General features: G+C 73.6%; 21 protein-coding genes. 9 read left to right on the top strand and 12 right to left on the bottom strand.

Annotated features, from left to right (window positions below; genetic code table 11):
- Positions 1-69: 69 nt before the first annotated feature.
- The 7 genes from ABTW87_RS23995 to ABTW87_RS23965 form a co-directional block, all read right to left on the bottom strand.
- A complete protein-coding gene (locus ABTW87_RS23995) occupies positions 70-273 on the bottom strand; it encodes a cold-shock protein (protein WP_011905669.1) in 204 nt (67 codons plus the stop codon).
- A 290-nt stretch (positions 274-563) separates the two neighbouring features.
- Entirely contained in the window at positions 564-836 is a 273-nt protein-coding gene (locus ABTW87_RS23990) for a DUF4235 domain-containing protein (RefSeq protein ID WP_350653207.1), read from the bottom strand.
- Complete coding sequence (locus ABTW87_RS23985) at positions 833-1,147, bottom strand: DUF3618 domain-containing protein (protein ID WP_350653206.1); 315 nt, start codon at positions 1,145-1,147, stop codon at positions 833-835. The genes ABTW87_RS23990 and ABTW87_RS23985 overlap by 4 nt, the downstream gene beginning before the upstream one ends.
- Positions 1,144-1,599, bottom strand: coding sequence for a phage holin family protein (locus tag ABTW87_RS23980; RefSeq protein ID WP_350653205.1), 456 nt, complete (start codon positions 1,597-1,599; stop codon positions 1,144-1,146). Before ABTW87_RS23980 ends, ABTW87_RS23985 begins: the two co-directional genes overlap by 4 nt.
- A 209-nt stretch (positions 1,600-1,808) precedes the next feature.
- On the bottom strand, positions 1,809-3,017 hold the full coding sequence (locus tag ABTW87_RS23975; RefSeq protein ID WP_350653204.1) for a mechanosensitive ion channel family protein: 1,209 nt from the start codon (positions 3,015-3,017) through the stop codon (positions 1,809-1,811).
- A gap of 74 nt (positions 3,018-3,091) precedes the next feature.
- Positions 3,092-3,910, bottom strand: a complete 819-nt coding sequence (locus tag ABTW87_RS23970; protein WP_350653203.1) for a DUF1206 domain-containing protein — start codon at positions 3,908-3,910, stop codon at positions 3,092-3,094.
- Between the two features lie 58 nt (positions 3,911-3,968).
- Positions 3,969-4,334 (bottom strand): hypothetical protein, encoded by a 366-nt coding sequence (locus ABTW87_RS23965; protein ID WP_350653202.1) that lies wholly within the window; start codon positions 4,332-4,334, stop codon positions 3,969-3,971.
- 74 nt (positions 4,335-4,408) lie between these two features.
- Between ABTW87_RS23965 and ABTW87_RS23960 the strand changes: the two genes are divergently transcribed.
- On the top strand, positions 4,409-5,635 hold the full coding sequence (locus tag ABTW87_RS23960) for a cysteine desulfurase-like protein (protein ID WP_350653201.1): 1,227 nt from the start codon (positions 4,409-4,411) through the stop codon (positions 5,633-5,635).
- Positions 5,632-5,919, top strand: coding sequence for a GNAT family N-acetyltransferase (locus ABTW87_RS23955; protein ID WP_350653200.1), 288 nt, complete (start codon positions 5,632-5,634; stop codon positions 5,917-5,919). Before ABTW87_RS23960 ends, ABTW87_RS23955 begins: the two co-directional genes overlap by 4 nt.
- Before the next feature lie 28 nt (positions 5,920-5,947).
- Here the strand turns inward: ABTW87_RS23955 and ABTW87_RS23950 are convergent, their stop codons facing one another.
- Positions 5,948-7,447 carry a glycoside hydrolase family 3 protein gene (locus ABTW87_RS23950; protein WP_350653199.1) on the bottom strand — a complete coding sequence of 500 codons (1,500 nt, stop codon included), beginning with the start codon at positions 7,445-7,447 and terminating at the stop codon, positions 5,948-5,950.
- Between the two features lie 175 nt (positions 7,448-7,622).
- On the opposite strand from ABTW87_RS23950, the gene ABTW87_RS23945 reads away from it, so the two are divergent.
- The 4 genes from ABTW87_RS23945 (at position 7,623) to ABTW87_RS23930 (ending at position 11,006) form a co-directional block, all read left to right on the top strand.
- Positions 7,623-7,745, top strand: a complete 123-nt coding sequence (locus ABTW87_RS23945) for a hypothetical protein (RefSeq protein WP_350653198.1) — start codon at positions 7,623-7,625, stop codon at positions 7,743-7,745.
- Positions 7,746-7,822: 77 nt separating this feature from the next.
- Positions 7,823-8,773 carry a TIGR03557 family F420-dependent LLM class oxidoreductase gene (locus tag ABTW87_RS23940; protein ID WP_350653197.1) on the top strand — a complete coding sequence of 317 codons (951 nt, stop codon included), beginning with the start codon at positions 7,823-7,825 and terminating at the stop codon, positions 8,771-8,773.
- 62 nt (positions 8,774-8,835) lie between these two features.
- Positions 8,836-10,467 (top strand): RecQ family ATP-dependent DNA helicase, encoded by a 1,632-nt coding sequence (locus ABTW87_RS23935; RefSeq protein ID WP_350653196.1) that lies wholly within the window; start codon positions 8,836-8,838, stop codon positions 10,465-10,467.
- Positions 10,468-10,502: 35 nt separating this feature from the next.
- Positions 10,503-11,006 carry a hypothetical protein gene (locus ABTW87_RS23930; RefSeq protein WP_350653195.1) on the top strand — a complete coding sequence of 168 codons (504 nt, stop codon included), beginning with the start codon at positions 10,503-10,505 and terminating at the stop codon, positions 11,004-11,006.
- A gap of 57 nt (positions 11,007-11,063) precedes the next feature.
- Here ABTW87_RS23930 and ABTW87_RS23925 read toward each other — a convergent pair whose 3' ends face one another.
- Positions 11,064-11,828: an ABC transporter permease gene (locus ABTW87_RS23925; RefSeq protein WP_350653194.1), complete on the bottom strand. Its 765-nt coding sequence runs from the start codon at positions 11,826-11,828 to the stop codon at positions 11,064-11,066.
- The gene (locus ABTW87_RS23920; RefSeq protein WP_350653193.1) at positions 11,821-12,792 is read right to left on the bottom strand and encodes an ATP-binding cassette domain-containing protein; all 972 of its coding nucleotides are present in this window, start codon (positions 12,790-12,792) and stop codon (positions 11,821-11,823) included. Before ABTW87_RS23920 ends, ABTW87_RS23925 begins: the two co-directional genes overlap by 8 nt.
- 101 nt (positions 12,793-12,893) lie before the next feature.
- On the opposite strand from ABTW87_RS23920, the gene ABTW87_RS23915 reads away from it, so the two are divergent.
- The 3 genes from ABTW87_RS23915 (at position 12,894) to ABTW87_RS23905 (ending at position 16,034) form a co-directional block, all read left to right on the top strand.
- A complete protein-coding gene (locus ABTW87_RS23915; RefSeq protein ID WP_350653192.1) occupies positions 12,894-13,643 on the top strand; it encodes a TetR/AcrR family transcriptional regulator in 750 nt (249 codons plus the stop codon).
- Positions 13,640-14,659, top strand: coding sequence for an AraC-like ligand-binding domain-containing protein (locus ABTW87_RS23910; protein ID WP_350653191.1), 1,020 nt, complete (start codon positions 13,640-13,642; stop codon positions 14,657-14,659). Before ABTW87_RS23915 ends, ABTW87_RS23910 begins: the two co-directional genes overlap by 4 nt.
- A gap of 400 nt (positions 14,660-15,059) precedes the next feature.
- A complete protein-coding gene (locus tag ABTW87_RS23905) occupies positions 15,060-16,034 on the top strand; it encodes an AraC-like ligand-binding domain-containing protein (protein ID WP_350653190.1) in 975 nt (324 codons plus the stop codon).
- A 232-nt stretch (positions 16,035-16,266) separates the two neighbouring features.
- Here the strand turns inward: ABTW87_RS23905 and ABTW87_RS23900 are convergent, their stop codons facing one another.
- Both ABTW87_RS23900 and ABTW87_RS23895 read right to left on the bottom strand, forming a co-directional pair.
- Entirely contained in the window at positions 16,267-17,250 is a 984-nt protein-coding gene (locus ABTW87_RS23900; protein WP_350653189.1) for a DNA topoisomerase IB, read from the bottom strand.
- Positions 17,234-17,890 (bottom strand): glycosyltransferase family 9 protein (locus ABTW87_RS23895; protein WP_350653188.1); only part of this gene is annotated, 657 nt, incomplete at its 5' end. The genes ABTW87_RS23900 and ABTW87_RS23895, both read right to left, overlap by 17 nt.

Raw genomic sequence — 17,890 nt, 5'->3', positions numbered from 1 at the left:
AATGCGGGGCTTCGTGTGCGATCCGTGTGGCGGGACCGCCCATGGCCGGTGGTCGCCGGCCGGCACCACTCAGAGGGGGCGGACCTGCTCGGCCTGCGGACCCTTCTGACCCTGGGCGATCTCGAACTCCACCCGCTGGTTCTCCTCCAGCGTGCGGTAGCCGCTGGTCTGGATGGCCGAGAAGTGGACGAACACGTCAGCACCCCCGCCGTCGACGGTGATGAAGCCGAAGCCCTTGTCAGCGTTGAACCACTTCACGGTTCCCTGCGCCATGTGTATCTCCTTCTAAAACTGGCGGCCGAGCACGCCGTGCGGCCGATTGGCCGTTTTCGAGCAGCGGCGCCTGAGGCGGCCCCCGGTGAAGGAGACTTCTCTCAACCCACGCCATCTCTACAACAGCGTGGAACAGCAAACCACGTACGCAAAAACTCTGCACAGCCTACCGGACGAAATTCTCCGACATGTGACCTGTCGGTTGCCGGAGATCAGTCCGGAGGGTGCCCGCGAACCGGCGGAAAGGCCCCCTCACCAGGTCGGCGAAGGGGCCCGGGTAGACCGCCGCTTCAGTCCGGCCAGCGGCCGGTCAACCGGCGTACGCCGACCGCGCCGCCCCGGTCGACGGCCGCACGGACGGCCGAGAAGATGGCTCCCTGCAAGGCCGCCGCGGCCAAAATCTCGCCCCAGCCGCGGTCCTCGTCGGTGGCGCTCGGCGCCTCGCCGTCGCCGGCGGTCACCTTCCACACCTGCCGGAAGATGGCGCCCGCGACGGCACCGGCGGCGATGCCCATCAGGACGCCGACCGGCTTGTACGCCGCCTTTCCGATGCCCCTGCTCACCGACGCCTCCCCCGTACGATCATCAGCACCACGGCCGCCGCCAGCGCACCCGCGGCCAGCGCGACGAACGGCACCGGGTTGCCCCGGACCCGATCCCCGTTCTGCCGGGCCTGCCCGCGGACCCGGGCGACCGTCATCGCGGCCTGCTCGCGCATCCGCTCCTTCGCCTGCTCGGTCGACGTCCTGAGGCGCTTCTTCACGTCCGCCTTGGCGGCCAGCGCCTCCACCGTCTCGCCCAGTTCGACCCGGGTCCGCCGGATCTCCTCGCGGAGGGCGTCGGTGTCCCCGGTGCCCCGTCCGTTACCCGTCATGCCCGTCTCCCGTCCTTCACCGCGGCTCTCCCATCCTTCACCGCGGCGGTGACGGTGTCGACGTCCGCGCGGACACTGCGCACCGTGGCCGCCGGCACCGGCGGGACCGCCTGGCTGACCTGCTTCTTGCCGACCAGGGCGAGGATGCCCGCGATCGCGAAGAGCACCACCGCGACGATCAGGGCGGCCGCCCAGGCGGGCAGAACCAGGTCGAGCAGCAGGATCGCGGTCGCCACCAGCGCGCCGAGGCCGTACAGCGCCAGCGCCCCGCCGCCGCCGAACAGGCCGATGCCGATGCCGGCGTGCTTGCCCTTCTGGGTCAGTTCCGCGCGGGCCAGCGCCAGCTCGTCGCGGACCAGGCGGGAGACCTGCTCCGTGGCCCGCTGCACCAGCTCGGCGGTGGACGGCTCGCTCTCGGCCCGCGTCGTGCGGGCGTTCGCCACGTCAGCCATGCTGTCCTCCTTTCCTCATCACCGCGCTGTATGCCCGGAGTCGCCGCCCGTCAATCCTTGCCTGCACGCGGGCCGCGCCGCCACCGCACCCGACGGCGACCGCGAAAGCGTCGGGCAGCCGTTCCCCCGGACGGCCCGCCCAAACCTCTCCGCCTGCCGCGTTCCACCTCGCCCAACGCCCCCCGCGACCCGAGGTCACGGTAACCCGCTCAACGGCGGGAGTCCGCGGTCTCGTCCGGGCCGACGAAGGCCTCGCTACGCGCGGCACCGTCGTCGCTGCCGCCGAAGACCCGCGCGTCGTCCGGCACCTCGCCGTCGGCGAGACGGCCCGCCGGCGGGCGCGCCGGACGGCGGGGCTGCACCCACTGCCACGCCAGGTCGCTACCGGAGTCGCCGACCTCGGCCCGCATCCGGGGCATGGCGGTCGGCCGCTGGTCGCGGACCCAGGCGACAAGGTGCTCGCGAACGAGGCAGCGCAGATCCCACAGGCTGCCGGCGTTCGCGGCGCTGACCAGCGCACGGACCGTGATCGTGCCGCCGGTCGCGTCGGTGACCTGGAGGACGCAGACCCGTCCGTCCCACAGTTCGCTGCCCTCCGCCAGGCGGCGCAGCTCCTCCCGCATCGCCTGGACCGGGACCGACCAGTCGACGTCGAACTCGGCGGTGCCGAGCACCGCGGCCTCGGTGCGGGTCCAGTTCTGGAACGGCTTGCTCGTGAAGTACGACGTCGGCAGGATCAGCCGCCGGTCGTCCCAGATCTGCACCACCACGTAGCTGAGGGTCAGCTCCTCGATCCGGCCCCACTCCCCCTCGACGACCACGACGTCGTCGAGGCGTACGGCGTCACTGAAGGCGAGCTGAAGGCCGGCGAAGACGTTGCCCAGCAGGCTCTGCGCGGCGAGGGCCGCCACCACACCGACCACACCCGCACTGGTGAGCACGCCGGCGCCGATCCCCCGGACGGCGGGGAAGGTCATCAGCATCACGCCGACGGTGAGGATGACGATCACCGCGATGGTCAACCGGCGCAGCATCACCACCTGGGTACGGACCCGACGGGCGTGCCGGTTGTCGGGCACGTCGACGCGGAACCGGGCGAGCGCGGTGTCCTCCGCCACCACCAGCAGCGCGGCGACCAGCCAGGCGACGGCGGCGATCACCGCGAGCACCAGGACGTGCAGCAGCACCTGCCGCCACCCGGTGCCGACCGCGTAGCCGGTGGTGAACCGGACGGCGAACTGCACGGCGAGGACCGTGGCGGCCACCTGGAACGAGCGGTGTGCGTGCTGGGTCAGCTCGGTCATCAGCAGCGAGCGCCGGCCGAGCCGTCGCGTCAGCCGGTGCACGACCTCCACCGCGAACAGGGCGATCGCCGCCGCGACGAGCACGGCGACGATCGTCCCGAGGTAGCTCTGCACTGGTTGTCCTCCTCCGGACGTCGGTACTTCGGGCAAAGGCCCCATGGTGCCGGCGACCGCTGGGATTGACCAGTTCAGACCTTCCGGTAGCGCGACTGGAGGAAGCAGTAGACGCCGAAGGCGGCGATGCCCAGGGCGACGAGGACGAGCAGGACCGGCCCGTACGACTGGTCCCGCAGGGTCCGCAGCGCCGTGTCGAGGCCGCGGGCCTTCTCCGGGTCGTAGTTCACCGCGGCCAGCACGACCAGCAGTCCGGTGATGGCGAAGGCCACACCCCGGGCGGCGTAACCGGCGACGCCGAGGCGGCGCGCCAGCCGGAGCGTGCCCGGGCTCATCTCGCCGGTCTTCAAGCGCTTCAGGAACTTCTTCTTGATGCCGTAGATCACCATGCCGACGCCGATGCCGGCCAGCGCCAGGCCGGCGAGGCCGACGAGCCACCGACCGCCGGACGACTGCATCAGCCGAGCACTCAGCTCCTCCTGCTGGCTGGCGCTGTCGGAGTTGGCGTCCGAGACGACCTTGTACGCGGTCCAGGCCAGCCACAGGTAGACGACGGTGCGCCCGGCCGAGAAGAGGCGTTCCTTGGTCCGGTCACGGCCCTCGGCGTGGTGGCCGATCAACGCCTCCAGCGCCTGCCAGATCGCCATGGCCAGCATGCCGACGGCGATGGCCCCGACGAGGAAGGCGCCCAGCGGCTGGGCGGCGAGGGTGCGGAGGGCACCGGACTGGTCCCCGTCGGCGGCCGGGTTGCCGAACGCGATCTGCAGCGCCAGCCACGCGAAGAGGAGATGCACGACCCCGTAGCCGATGAAACCGGCCCGGGCCAGGAGTTCCAGCCACCTGCTGTTCGCCGTGCGGGCGGCGGTGGCTTCGGCGTTCCGGGTGAGAGACATGGCGCCTCAATCTCCGAACGCGAGGATTTCCAAACGTGGCCACCGCGGCCGCGACGAATCAGCCGGCGTTGGCGGCCACCTGGATCTTGACCTCCTGGTCGGTCACGCTCTCCAGCGTGACCGCGAAGTCACCGACCTGGACGGCCTGCTGGCCGCTTGTCAACGTCACCTGCTCGCCGGCGACCTCCACGGTCACCCGGTCGCCCTCGGCGCCGATGAGCTTGGCCTCGACGCCGAGGATGCTGGCCGAGGCGTCGACGCCCCGGTCGAAGGTGACCGTGCAGGAACCGGCAAGCGAGCAGTCGGTGGAGGCGCCCTCGGAGCTGCAGCCGGCCAGCACGGCCACGCCGAGGGCCAGGCCGGCGAGCAGGCCGGCGGCCCGGCGAACGGGGGTCAGGGGGAGGTCAGCGCGTCGGTTCGTCACGCGGCCAAGGGTACGAGACGACCGCGACACCGGCCGCCCGCCGTGATCACGGGCGCGGGGTTAGGGTCCCCGTCATGGCGTTCGACATCGCCCGCATCCGGGCCGCGTACCCCGCCCTGACCGAGGGCCACGTCCACCTCGACGGTGCCGGCGGCACCCAGACCGCCGCGCCGGTGATCGAGGCGGTGACCGACGCGATGCGGACGGCGCTCGGCAACCGCAGCGCCGGGAACCTTCCCGGTCGCCGGTCGCTCGAGCTGGTGGACGCCGCCCGGGCCGCCGTGGCGGACCTGCTCGGCGCGGTTCCGGACGGCGTCGTGCTGGGCCCGAGCGCGACCGCACTCACGTACACGCTGGCCCGGACGCTCGGCACGACGTGGCGGCCCGGCGACGAGGTGGTGGTCTCCCGGCTGGACCACGACGCCAACGTCCGGCCGTGGGTGCAGGCCGCCGAGGCGGCCGGCGCGACCGTGCGCTGGGCCGAGTTCGACGAACGCACCGGCGAGCTGCCGGCCGGCCAGTACACCGACCTGGTCGGCGAGCGGACCCGGTTGGTGGCGGTGACCGCCGGCAGCAACGCGATCGGTACGGTGCCGGACGTCCCGGCGATCGCCAAGACCGCTCACGCCGTGGGCGCGCTGGTCTGCGTGGACGGGGTGCACTCGGTGCCGCACGGCCCGACCGACCTCGACGCGCTGGGCGCCGACTTCCTCGTCACCAGCGCCTACAAGTGGTCCGGTCCGCATCTGGCCGCGATGGCCGCCGACCCGGCGCGCTGGGAGCGGCTGCGCCCGGCGAAGCTGCGCCCCTCCTCCGACACGGTGCCCGACCGGTTCGAGTACGGCACACCGAGCTTCCCGCTGCTGGCCGGCGTCACCGCCGCCGTCGACCACCTCGCCGGGTTGGACGCGGCGGCCACCGGGAGCCGGCGGGACCGGCTGCGGGCCGGCCTGGCCGCCGCCCAGGCGTACGAGGAGGGGCTGCTGGCCCGGCTGCTCGACGGTCTGGCCGCGCTGCCCGGGGTGACCGTGCTCGGGTCGCCGGCGCGGCGCTGCCCGACGGTCTCCTTCCGGCTGGCCGGCGTGTCCCCGGCGGCCACCCAGGAGGCGCTCGGCGCGGCCGGGCTCTGCCTCTCCTCCGGCGACTACTACGCCTACGAGTACTTCGAGACGATGCGCCTGCGGGACACCGGCGGCGCGGTACGCGCGAGCATCTACCACTACAACACCGCCGACGAGGTGGACCGGTTGCTCACCGAACTGGACACCGTGGCCGCCGCCGCGGGCAGAATGGCCGGGTGAGCACCCTCGTCGAGGACAACCCCGCCAAGCACCGCTTCGAGATCCTGGTCGACGACGCGCTGGCCGGCTTCACCGCGTACCTGCCGCGGGACGGGTACCTGGTCTTCACGCACACCGAGGTGGGTGAGCGGTTCCAGAACATGGGCGTCGGCGCGGCGCTGATCCGGGGCACCCTGGACCAGCTGCGCGAGCGCGGCGCGAAGGTGGTCCCCCGCTGCCCGTTCATGGCCGCCTTCATCGAGCGCCACCCCGAGTACGCCGACCTGGTGACCGACCGGCCCTGAGCGCGGGCGCCGGGCGGGCGGGTCCGCGTCAGGCGGCTCCGGTCAGCATCTCGGCGGCGGCGCGGCCGGCGGCGCGGGTGGCCCCGTGGGTGGCGACGTGCACCGAACCGGTGACCAGCGCGGGCACGCCCAGCTCGACGACCACGGCGTCCGGGCGGGCGGCCAGGGAACGCGCCACGGCCGCCCGCATCCACGGGTGCCGGTGCAGGTCGCGCACCACGAGGACGACGCAGCGGCGGCCCGCGCCGCTGGTCGGATCGTCGGGCACGTCGGCCTCGGCGTACCGGACGGCGGTCGTGCCCGGCAGCAGTCCGGTGAGCGGGTCGGCGAGGCCCCACGGGGTCTCCACGCCGATCGCGATGTTGCGGGGCGGCTCGAACTCGACCACGTGCGCGGGCCCGGCCAGCGGCAGCACGCCCAGTCCGGCCCGGCTCGTGGTGACCTGGAGGGCACGCCGGGCGGCGGCGAGCCCGATCACTGAGCCGCCGTCCGGTACCGGGCGGCGGGCCGGCCGGGCGGCCCGTCCGGAGACCGTCCACGCCGCCAGCTGGCCGACCCGCTTCGCCGCCTCGATGAGGCGCTCCTCGGGCAGCTCCCCGGCCACGACCGCCGCGACGATCGCGTCGCGCAGGCGCCGTGCCGCGTCCTCGTCGGCGTGTTCGCCGCCGATGCAGATGGCGTCGGCGCCGGCGGCGAGCGCGCGTACCGCCGCGCCGGTGAAGCCGTACCGGTCGGCGACCGCCCGCATCTCCACCGCATCGGTCACGACGACGCCGGCGAAGCCCAGTTCGTCGCGGAGCAGCCCGGTGAGGATCCGGCGGCTCAGGGTGGCCGGCAGCCGCGGGTCCAGCGCGGGCACGAGCAGGTGGCCGGTCATCACCGCCTGCACGCCGGCGGCCACCGCGGCGCGGAACGGCGCCAGCTCCACGGCGTCCAGCCGGGTCCGGTCGCCGGTGATCCGGGGCAGGTCGTGGTGGGAGTCGACGCGGGTGTCGCCGTGCCCGGGGAAGTGTTTGGCGCAGGCGGCGACGCCGCCGGCCTGGAGGCCGCGTACCCAGGCGGCGGTGTGCCGGGCGACGAGGGCCGGGTCGGCGCCGAACGAGCGGACGCCGATCACCGGGTTGTCCGGGTTGGAGTTGACGTCGGCGTCCGGGGCGTAGTCGAGGGTCACGCCGAGGGCCGCGAGGTCCGCGCCGAGGTCGCGGGCCACCTCCTCGGTGAGCGTGGTGTCGTCGACCGCGCCGAGGGCGAGGTTGCCGGGCCGCGAACTGCCGTGCCGTGACTCGATCCGGGTCACGTCGCCGGCCTCCTCGTCGATGGCGACGATGACGTCCGGCCGCTCCGCGCGCAGGTCCGCGGTGAGCGCCGCGACCTGCTCCGGGTCGACGACGTTGCGGGCGAAGAGCACCACCGAGCCGAGTCCCTCGCCGAGCCAGCGGCGCACCCAGGGCGACGGGGTGGTACCGACGAAGCCGGGCTGCAGGACGGCGGCGGCCAGTGACGCGAGATTCCCCTCGGGCATGGTCACGCTCCCACCCCGGGCTGCTCCTCGATCAGGTCGCTCATGCGTCGCCTTCCCCCCGTCTCTGCACACGTCGGCGGCCCCGCCACCGGCGGCGGTGCTGTCATGGTCACACCGCGCGACGGAATAGTCAATAAACCTTACAGTTGCTGGGACGAGCATCGGCGGGGAGAGTGCCGGAATGGACCCCGTGCTGCTGGCCGACGCGACGAGCCCGGCCGACATCCCCGGCGTACGCCTGCTCGGCGTGGTGGTGGGCGGCCTGCTGCTGCTCGCCGCGATCCGCGCCATGTTCCGCCGCTGACCCGCCGGAGCGCGGCGGGTTCGGCGACCTCCCGCCGGGTACCGACCTCCCGACGGTTTCCGGCGAAGGGGGCGACGATGAGGATCGGCTACTTCCTGTCCAGCGAGGAGTTCCCGCCGGCCGACCTGCTGGCGCAGGCGCGCGGCGCCGAGCGGGCCGGCTTCGAGGCGCTGTGGATCTCGGACCACTACCACCCCTGGACGGACGCCCAGGGGCAGAGCCCGTTCGTCTGGTCCGTCATCGGGGCGCTCAGCCAGGTCTGCCGGCTGCCGGTCACCACCGCGGTCACCTGTCCCACCGTCCGGATCCACCCGGCCGTCGTGGCGCAGGCCGCGGCCACCAGCGCCGTGCTGCACGAGGGGCGCTTCGTGCTCGGCGTCGGCACCGGGGAGGCGCTCAACGAGCACATCCTCGGCGACGTGTGGCCGCACACCGACACCCGGCTGGAGATGCTCGAGGAAGCCGTGGCGGTGATGCGCGAGCTGTGGCAGGGCGGCTTCGTCCGGCACCGCGGCCGGCACTACACCGTCGACCACGCCCGGATCTACACGCTGCCGGACACGCCCCCGAAGGTGTACGTCTCCGGCTTCGGCCCCAAGGCCGTCGACGTCGCCGCGCGCATCGGCGACGGATACATCAACACGTCCCCCGACGCCGACCTGGTGCGCCGGTTCCGCTCCGCCGGGGGTGGCGACAAGCCCGTGCAGGCCGGCTTCAAGGCGGCGTACGCGGACAGCGCGGACGAGGGCGCGCGGATCGCGTACGAGCGCTGGCCGAACGCCGGCGTGCCGGGCGAGCTGTCCCAGGTGCTGCCGTCGCCGCGGCACTTCGAGCAGGCGGCCCAGCTGGTGCCGCAGGAGGCGATGAAGTCGGCGTTCGTCTGCGGCAACGACGCCGACGCCCACGTGGCGAAGATCGAGGAGTACGCGAAGGCGGGCTTCGACGAGGTCTACGTGGCCAACGTCGGCCCGAACTGGGACGGGCTGTTCGACCTCTACCAGCGCGAGGTGCTCCCCCGGGTCCGCTGAGCCGTGCGACGCGGGCCGGGGCCGGTTTCGGTGGTGATCGACCCGGGTACCTCCGGCCCTCGATGAAGCTGTCGACGCATTCCAGGAACCTGCGCCGCGCCGCGAAGAGCCTCTTCGGCTGGACCGCCCTGCGGCCCCACCAGCTCGCCGCCATGCGCGCGGTGATGAAGCGCCGCGACGCCCTGGTGGTGCTCCCCACCGGCGCCGGCAAGTCGGCGATCTACCAGATCCCGGCCAGCCTGATCCCCGGCCCGACGGTGGTGATCTCCCCGCTGCTGGCGCTGCAGCAGGACCAGATCGCCGCGCTCAACGAGCGGCAACGGCCCGAGCTGCGGGCGGTCCGGATCAGTTCCGACGAGTCGCCGGCCCAGCAGGCCGAGGCGATCGAGGAGATCCGCGCCGGGCGCGCCGAGTTCCTCTTCATCACGCCGGAGCAGCTCGCCAACCCGGACCGGACGGCCGAGGTCCGGTCGCTGAGGCCGGCCCTGGTCGCGATCGACGAGGCCCACTGCATCTCGGCGTGGGGCCACGACTTCCGCCCCGACTACCTGGCGCTGGGCCACCTCATCGAGGGCATCGGCCGGCCGCCGGTGGTAGCGCTGACCGCCACCGCGTCCCCGCCGGTACGCGACGACATCGTCGCCCGGCTGCGGCTGCGGGACCCGGAGATCGTCGTGTCCGGGCTGGACCGGCCGAACCTCTTCCTCGAGGTGGCCCACTGCCCGACCGAGGACTACCGGTGGCGGCGGCTGGTCACGCTGCTGAGCGAGGACGAGCGGCCGGGCATCATCTACGTCCCGACCCGGCGCGCGGCGGAGGAACTGGCCGCCCGGCTGACCGACGCGGGTTTCCCGTCGAAGTACTACCACGGCGGCATGGCGGCCGGTGCCCGTACCGAACTGCACGAGGCGTTCCTCGCCGACCGGGTGCCCATCATGGTGGCCACCTCGGCGTTCGGCATGGGCATCGACAAGCCCAACATCGCGTGGGTGGTGCACATGGCGCTGCCCGACTCGCCGGACAGCTACTTCCAGGAGATCGGCCGCGCCGGCCGGGACGGCCAGCCGGCCCGGGTGCTGCTGCTGTGGCAGGCCGAGGACGTCGGGCTGCAGCGCTACTTCACCGGCGGGCTGCCGGACGAGAGCGAGCTGCGCGACCTGTCCGCGCTGCTGCGGCGCGGGCCCGCGACCAAGAAGGACCTGCGTGAGCTGACCGGCCTCGGCGCCCGCAAGCTGGGGCAGTACCTGGCGCTGCTGGAGCAGGTCGGCGCGGCCGAACCGCGGAGCAGGCAGCGCTTCGGCGCGCCCCGCTACTCCCCGACGCCGGTCGACGCGGCGGCGGCCGCGCTGGCCGAGGCGGAGCGGCAGCAGACGGTGACCCGGTCCCGCACCGACATGATGCGGGCCTTCGCGGAGACCACCGCCTGCCGCGGCCAGACGCTGCTCGCGTACTTCGGCGAGCGGATGACGGCCGTCTGCGGGCACTGCGACAACTGCCACGCCGGCACCAGTACGGCCGACGACGGCGCGGTCGGCCCGTTCCCGGTGCACAGCCAGGTACGGCATCCGGAGTGGGGTTCCGGGCTGGTGCTGAGCTACGAGGAGGACCGCATGACGGTTCTGTTCGACGAGGTGGGGTACAAGACGCTGTCGGTCAGCGTGGTGTCCGAACAGGGCCTGCTGACGCTGGACTAACCTGGGGCGCCAGGATCGAGAGAAGGGGCGGTGCCGTGATCGAGCAGCCGGCGTACACCGGGTTCGGCTTCACCGACGGGGAGTGGGGGCTGCTTGTCGGCCTGCCGCAGTCGGTGCTCACGGCGGCGAGCGCCGCGGAGTCCGACGGCGCCCGGCGCACGATGGCCGAGAACGCGGCCGGGATGGACACCATCTCCGCCGGGCGCGAGTCGGCCAGTCCGCTGGTCGCGGCGGTGGCCGGCGAGATCATCTCGCGGGTGGGCGACCCGGAGGCCGGTGCGGAGCTGCCGGTGATCGAGCCGTCCGACCCGCGCGCCCTGATGGAGGACGTGCTGGGCCGGGCGGCGGAGGCGACGGCGCTGCTCGCCGCCAAGGTGGACGAGGGCGAGGCCGGCGCGTACAAGCACTGGCTCGTGGCGATCGCCGAGCAGGTGGTCGTCGCGGCCCCGACCGGCGGGATCCTGGGCCTCGGCGCCGACGTGGTCACCAACTCGGAGCGCCGCTTCCGGGACCGACTCGCCCAGATCCTCAACGACTGACGACCCGACGGCGGCGGTGGTCCCGACAAGGACCACCGCCGCCTCGTCGTCTGCCGGCTAAGCCACCCGGCGCCGGAACAGCACCGCGGCGAGCACCACGGACGCCACCAGCATCCCGACGCACCAGGCGACCGCCGCGGCCGGCGCGGTGCCGGCCGGCGTGCCGAGCAGCAACGCCCGCAGCGTCTCGATGACCGGGGTCACCGGCTGGTGGTCGGCGAAGCCGCGCAGCCAGGTCGGCATGGTCTCCACCGGGACGAACGCGCTGCTCGGGTACGGCAGGAACATGACCAGGAAGGTGAACCCGTTGGCCGCCTCCGGGGAACGGGCCAGCAGCCCGAACGCGGCGGACAGCCACGACACGGCGAGCAGGAACAGCAGCAGCACCCCGGCCGCGGCGAGCCAGCTCGCCGGGTCGACCATCGGGCGGAACCCGATCGCCACCGCCACCCCGAGCACGAGCACGGTCGAGACCATGTTGCGCAGCACGCTCGCCACCACATGACCGCCGAGGATCGCGGTGGCGGCGACGTCCATCGTGCGCAGCCGCTCGACGACACCCTCGGTCAGGTCGGTGGTGACGCTGATCGCGGTGCCCGCCGCGCCGAACCCGGCGCAGAGCAGCAGCACTCCGGGGACGACGTAGGTGACGTACGCCCCGCCGGTGTCGATGGCGCCGCCGAAGAGGTAGACGAAGAGCAGCATCAGGATCACCGGCAACAACAGCGAGGTGAGCAGCGCGTCGACGTTGCGGCGGGACAGCCGTACGCAGCGTCCCACCAGGACGGACAGCTCGGTACCCCGCGCGGTCAGCTCAGACACCGGCCACCTCCCGCTCGCCGGCCGGGGCGGGCTGCCCGGTCAGGGTCAGGAAGACGTCGTCGAGGGTGGCGGTGCGCAGGTGGAAGCGCTTGACGCCGCGCCGGTCGGGATCGACCTCGTCGAGCAACCGACGGACCTGCGGGGCGTCCCCGTCGATCGGGACGGCCAGCTCCCGCCGCGCGGGGTCGGCGTGGGCGACCCGGCCGCCGAGCTGCCGGACGGCTGCGGCGAAGCGGTTGTCGTCGTGCATCGTCAGCTCCAGCCGGTGGGCGCCGAAGCGCCGCTTCAGCTCGTCCGCCGTCCCCTCGGCCGCGAGCCGGCCGCCGTGCAGGACCGCCACCCGGTCGGCCAGCCGGTCGGCCTCCTCCAGGTACTGCGTGGTCAGCAGCACGGTGACCCCGCCGGCGGCCAGCTCCGCGACGACCTCCCACAGCGCCTGGCGGCTGCGCGGGTCGAGACCGGTGGTGGGCTCGTCGAGGAAGATCACCGACGGCTCGCCGACGAGGCTGGCGGCGAGGTCGAGCCGCCGGCGCATCCCGCCGGAGTAGGTCGACACCCGCCGGCCGGCCGCCGCGGCCAGGTCGAAGCGGTCCAGCAGGGTGGCGGCGCGGCGGCGTGCGGCCGGTCGGGACAGGCCGGTCAGTCGGGCCATCATCACCAGGTTCTCCCGGCCGGTCTGGGCGTCGTCGAGGGCCGCGTGCTGGCCGGCGAGGCTGATCACCCGGCGTACGCGACGCCGGTCCCGGACCACGTCGTGGCCCTGCACCCGGGCGGTGCCGCCGCCGGGCGCGGTGAGGGTCGACAGGATCCGCACGGTGGTGGTCTTGCCCGCGCCGTTGGGCCCGAGCAGGGCGTGGACGGTGCCCGGGGAGACCCGGAGGGTCAGCCCGTCGAGCACCCTGACGGTCCCGAAGGACTTGCGTAGCCCGACGGTCTCCACCGCCGGTGTCATCGGATCCCCCATGGGCTCCTCACTCTCCGTCTTCTGCGTATCGCATACGCTTTACTGCGTAGACCATACGCAGAAGATAGGATGGCGGTCAACACAGCGACCGCGAGGTGAGGATGAGCGAGCCGGCCGACGACCTGCCCGAGAGCGTGGCCATCGCCTGGGGCCTGCGGGAGCGCCCCGGCAAGGGCCCGAAGCGCAGCCTGAGCCTGGAGCAGGTGGTGACCGCCGCCGTCAAGGTGGCCGACACCGACGGGCTCGCCGCGGTCTCGATGAGTCGCGTCGCCACCGAACTCGGCGTCGCCACGATGTCGCTGTACCGGTACGTGTCGACGAAGAACGAACTGGTCGAGCTGATGGTCGACGCCGCGTTCGGCGATCCCCCGCCGCCCCGCGAGCCGGACGAGGGGTGGCGGACGGCCCTCGCCCGCTGGGCCGACGGCAACGTCGCCGCCCTCCACCACCGCCCGTGGCTGCGACACGTGCGGATCAGCGGCCCGCCGATCCACCCCAACAGCGTGCGCTGGATGGAGCAGGGGCTGGCCTGCCTGCGCGACACCGCCCTGCACCCCGCCGAACGCCTGTCGACGGTCCTGCTGGTCAGCGGGTACGCCCGCTACTGGGCCACGCTCACCGGCGACCTCACCGAGGCGGCCGCCGGATCGGGCGACGGTCCCGACGAGGCCGGCACCCGCTACTGGCAGCACCTCGAACGCCTCACCCGGGCCGGCGGCTTCCCGGCGATCCGGGACCTGCTCGCCGCCCCGGCCGGGGAGGACGAGGATGACGACTTCGAGGCGGAGTGGCGGTTCGGCCTGGACCGCCTGCTCGACGGCGTCGAGGTCCTGATCCGGAGCCGCCGATGACCGCGCTGCGCGCCGATCTCCTCGACACGACCCAGGTGCCGCCGGCCGAACGCTGGCCGTTCTTCCTGGACGTCGCCGAACGAGCCGCGGCGCGGGTGGCGCTGGCCAGCGACCACGTGGCCGACTTCCGCGCCACGTCCCGGATCATCGACCTCGGCGCCGTGCAGCTCAGCCGGTTCCGCTACCAGTCGCTGACCGGATGGCGCACTCCCCGGCTGATCCGCCAGGCGGACCCGGAGGTCTTTCAGGTCGCCATGGTGATCAGCGGTTCGAGCGAGATCAGCGCACATCGCCGCGCCACGCCGATGGGCCGCACCGACTTCACCCTGCTCGACTGGAGCCGGCCGCACCGGCTCGCACACCGCAGCACCCGGGGCGGCCGGGAACAGGCCGCCTCGGTCACCGCGACCTTTCCGCGGGCGCTGCTACCCATCTCCCCCGACCGCGTCGAGCGGATGACCGCGGCGCTGATGCCCGGCACCGAGGGGCCCGGGGCCCTGCTGGCACAGCACCTCAACCACATCACCCGGCACCCCGAGCAGTTCCGCGTCGCCGCGGCGCCCCGGCTGGCGGATCTCACCCTCAGCCTGGTCGCCGCGATGCTCGCCCATCATCTCGACGCCGAGGACGACCTACCGGTCGAGGTCCGGCAGCAGGCCACGCTGACCCAGATCAACGCCTTCATCGATCGGCATCTCGGCGACCCCGCGCTCACACCGCGCGCCGTCGCCGAAGCGCACCGGCTGTCCGTACGGACGCTGCACCGACTGTTCGAGGACGAGCCCGAGGGCGTCGCCGGCAGCATCCGGCGGCGACGGCTCGACCGCTGCCGCGCCGACCTGGCCGATCCCCTGCTGCGGCACGAGCCGGTACGCCGCGTCGGCCGGCGCTGGGGCTTCACCGATCCGACCCACTTCAGCCGTAGCTTCCGCGCGGCGTACGGCCTGAGTCCGCGCGCCTACCGGGAGTTGCACCTGTCGGGGCCCACCGGCGGATGCCAACCAGCTACTGACTGACCAGTCAGTTGGGGCGGGGACCGCGGGTGGCACGGATCGTCAACCGGATGGCGGCCGGCGTCAAGTTCCGAGCCGGAAACTGGCACCGGGAGGGCCGGCCACCACGCCCGCGCGTGCCGGACGGCCCAGCCAACGGGGGCCGTGGCGGTACGCTCTCCGCCAAGGCGGCGGGCGCTCGCCCGGTGGCACTCAGGGACACCTGGGAAGCCGGCTCCGCCGCTGCCTACCCGCCGGCGGAGCCGGTCCGGATCCTCGGCGACACCCGCCGGGGCACGGCCGTGGTCGTCGGCGACGTCGTCGCCCGGCTTCCCCGCCCAGCGACGACCCAGCAGAATGGCACTTCCCCGGCGGGTGACGGCCCGCCCGCCGGAGCCCGGGCCCTGCCGGACAGGGGAGGACGATGCTGGAGCCGACCATCATCGACACCGAGCAGGTGGCGGCCGCGGACCGCTTCGGGATGTGGCTGGAACTGGTCGCCCGCACGGCGGCACCGCTGCGCATCCATTCCGTGCACGCCGACGACTTCGCCGCCCGGGCCGAGTTCATCGACCTGGGCCCGCTGCAGGTGGTCAGTTACCGCTACCCGTCACTCGACTGCTTCCGCACGCCGAAGCTGGTGCGCCAGTCCGATCCCGACATCCACCTGCTGGCGTTGACCACCGCGGGGCGCAGCGCCGCCGAACAGGACGGCCGGCAGAGCTCCGGCCGCGCCGGCGAGTTCACCTTCTACGACGCCGCCCGCCCCCACGAGGTGCACCACCAGAGCGACGACGACGGCCCCGCCACCTCGATCGTCATGATCATCCCGCATGCCGTCCTGCCGCTCCCACCGCAGCGGCTCGCGCCACTGTTCGGCGGCCGGATGTCGGGCACGACGGGAGTGGGCGCCCTGCTGGCACAGTTCCTGGCCCAGGTCGCCACGCAACCCGAGCAGTACCACGCGGCGGACGCCGGCCGCCTCGGCGCCGTCGCCCTGGACCTGGCCAGCACGATGCTCGGCCGGCATCTGGTGTCGGAGGACGCCGTCCCGTCGGAGATGCGCCGGCGGGCCCTGCTCACCCAGGTACAGGCGTACATCCAGCGGCGCCTCGGGGACGCCGCGCTGAGCCCCCGGACCATCGCGGACTCCCACCACGTGTCGGTGCGGTCGCTGCACCGGCTGTTCGAGGCCGAGGAGACGACCGTCGCCTCGTACATCCGGGGGTTGCGGCTGGACCGGTGCCGGCAGGACCTCGCGAACCCGGCGCTGCGCAACCAGTCCGTGCAGGTCATCGCCGCGCGGTGGGGCTTTCCGGACAAGGCGCACTTCAGCCGCCTGTTCCGGACGACGTACGGCACGACGCCGCAGACCTGGCGGCGGATCAGCCATGAGTAGGCACGGAAAGTCAACCGCACGGCGTCCAGGGTCAACCCGCTCCGGGCAGACTTGAGCCCGAAGCGGCCGCCCCCTCCGGACGCCATACCGGTACGGGCGGCCCGCCGAACGGGGGCCGTGGCGGGGCGCCCGCCGCCGGTCGGCGGCGGGCGGTCGCCCGGCGGCAACCCGTGCCGACGCCGTGGATCCCCGGCTCCGCCGCTGCTTCCCCCAGGGCCGCTGGCGGAGCCGGTCACGCCTCCTGGAGCAGTTCCAGGACGACCCGCTCGGCCTCCTCGCGCGGTGTCCGCGGGTCCACCGGCGCCACCACGCCCTCGTGGTAGAGGTCGACCACGCGCGGGTCCACGTACGACGCACGCGCCACGGTGGGTGTGTTGCCAAGCAGTTCCGCGACCTCCCGCATGACCGCGGCCACCGCCCTGCGCCGCGCGGTGGCCGACCGCTGCCGGCCCACGGTGGCCAACTCGGTGGCCGCCAGGACGGTGGCGTGCCAGGTGCGGAAATCCTTCGCGGTCATCTCGCCGCCGCTGGCGTCACGGAGGTAGTCGTTGACCTCGTCGCTGCGCACGTCCCGCCAGTCCCGGCCGTCCCAGTACCCGAAGAGCCGCTCGGCCGCCCGACGGCGGCGGCGCAGGTTGACGAGCACCTGACACAGCTCCGGGTCCTCGATCCGGCGGACCTGCTCGATGCCGCCCTTGGCCGGGAACTCGAAGACCACGCACCCGCGCCGGGACCGCGCGTGCTCCGGCCGCAGCGTCGACACACCGAAGGTGGGGTCGTCGCCGGCGGCGTACTGGTCGCTGCCGACCCGGAACGCGCCCAGGTCGAGCAGCCGAGCCACGGTGGCCAGGACACGGTCCCGGTTCAGGCCACGTCCGTCGAGGTCGTGCGCGATCCGCTCGCGCAGCCGCGGCAGCCGGTGGGCCACCTCCAGCACGTGGTCGAACTTCGCCTCGTCCCGCTTGCGTCGCCACTCGGGGTGGTACAGGTACTGCTTGCGGCCGGCGGCGTCGATGCCGGTCGCCTGGATGTGCCCGTTCGGGTACGGGGAGATCCAGACGTCCTGCCAGGCCGGCGGGATCACCAGGTCCCGCAGCCGCGTCAGCTGGTCCGGATCCTGGACCGGCTCGCCCGCCGGGTCCCGGAACTCCCAGCCCTTGCCACGCCGGCGGCGCCGGTAGCCCGGCCTGCCCGGATCACTACGCCGCAACCGCACCGGTCGTCCGCACCGCCTGTTCCACCTCATGGGCGGCGGCCAGCACCTCGCCGACGTCCACGGCCGCCAACGTCGGATGGGTTCCTACCCCGTCCCACCTCGGACAATCCCGTTCGGCGGCCCACAGGGCGCGGTGGTACGGCCGGTCCGGTGGTGGTCCCCAGAGGGCCGGGGAGACCGGGCCGAAGAGGACGACCGATGGGGTGTGGTAGGCGGTGGCGAGGTGGGCGATGCCGGTGTCGCCGCTGATGAGCAGTCGGGCGTGGGCGACGAGGGCGGCGAGGTGGTGCAGGTCGGTGTGCCCGGCGAGGATCGCGTCGTCGGGCAACCCCGCCAGGTGGGCGACGTGGCGGGCGAGGCGTTGTTCGGCGGCGTCGCCGGTGATGACGACGTGGTGGCCGGCGGTGGCGAGGTGGCGGGCGACGGCCGCGAACCGCTCCGCCGGCCAGCGCTTCGCCCGGACCTTGGATCCGGGGTGCAGCACGGTGACGCCGGCCGGTGCCCGGCCGGGCTCCGGCCGCCGCAGGCTGAGGTCGCCGGGATCGGCCGGGATGCCGTACCAGGCCAGTAGGCGGCACCAGCGGTCGACTTCGTGTTCGTCGGGGCGCCAGGGTGGGCCGTCGTGGTGGTTGGCGTCGGG

The organism is Micromonospora sp. NPDC126480 (genome assembly GCF_040302465.1).
Classification (GTDB): domain Bacteria; phylum Actinomycetota; class Actinomycetes; order Mycobacteriales; family Micromonosporaceae; genus Micromonospora.
The sequence above is the reverse complement of the archived record's forward strand: the minus strand, read 5'-3'. Positions and strand labels throughout refer to the sequence as shown.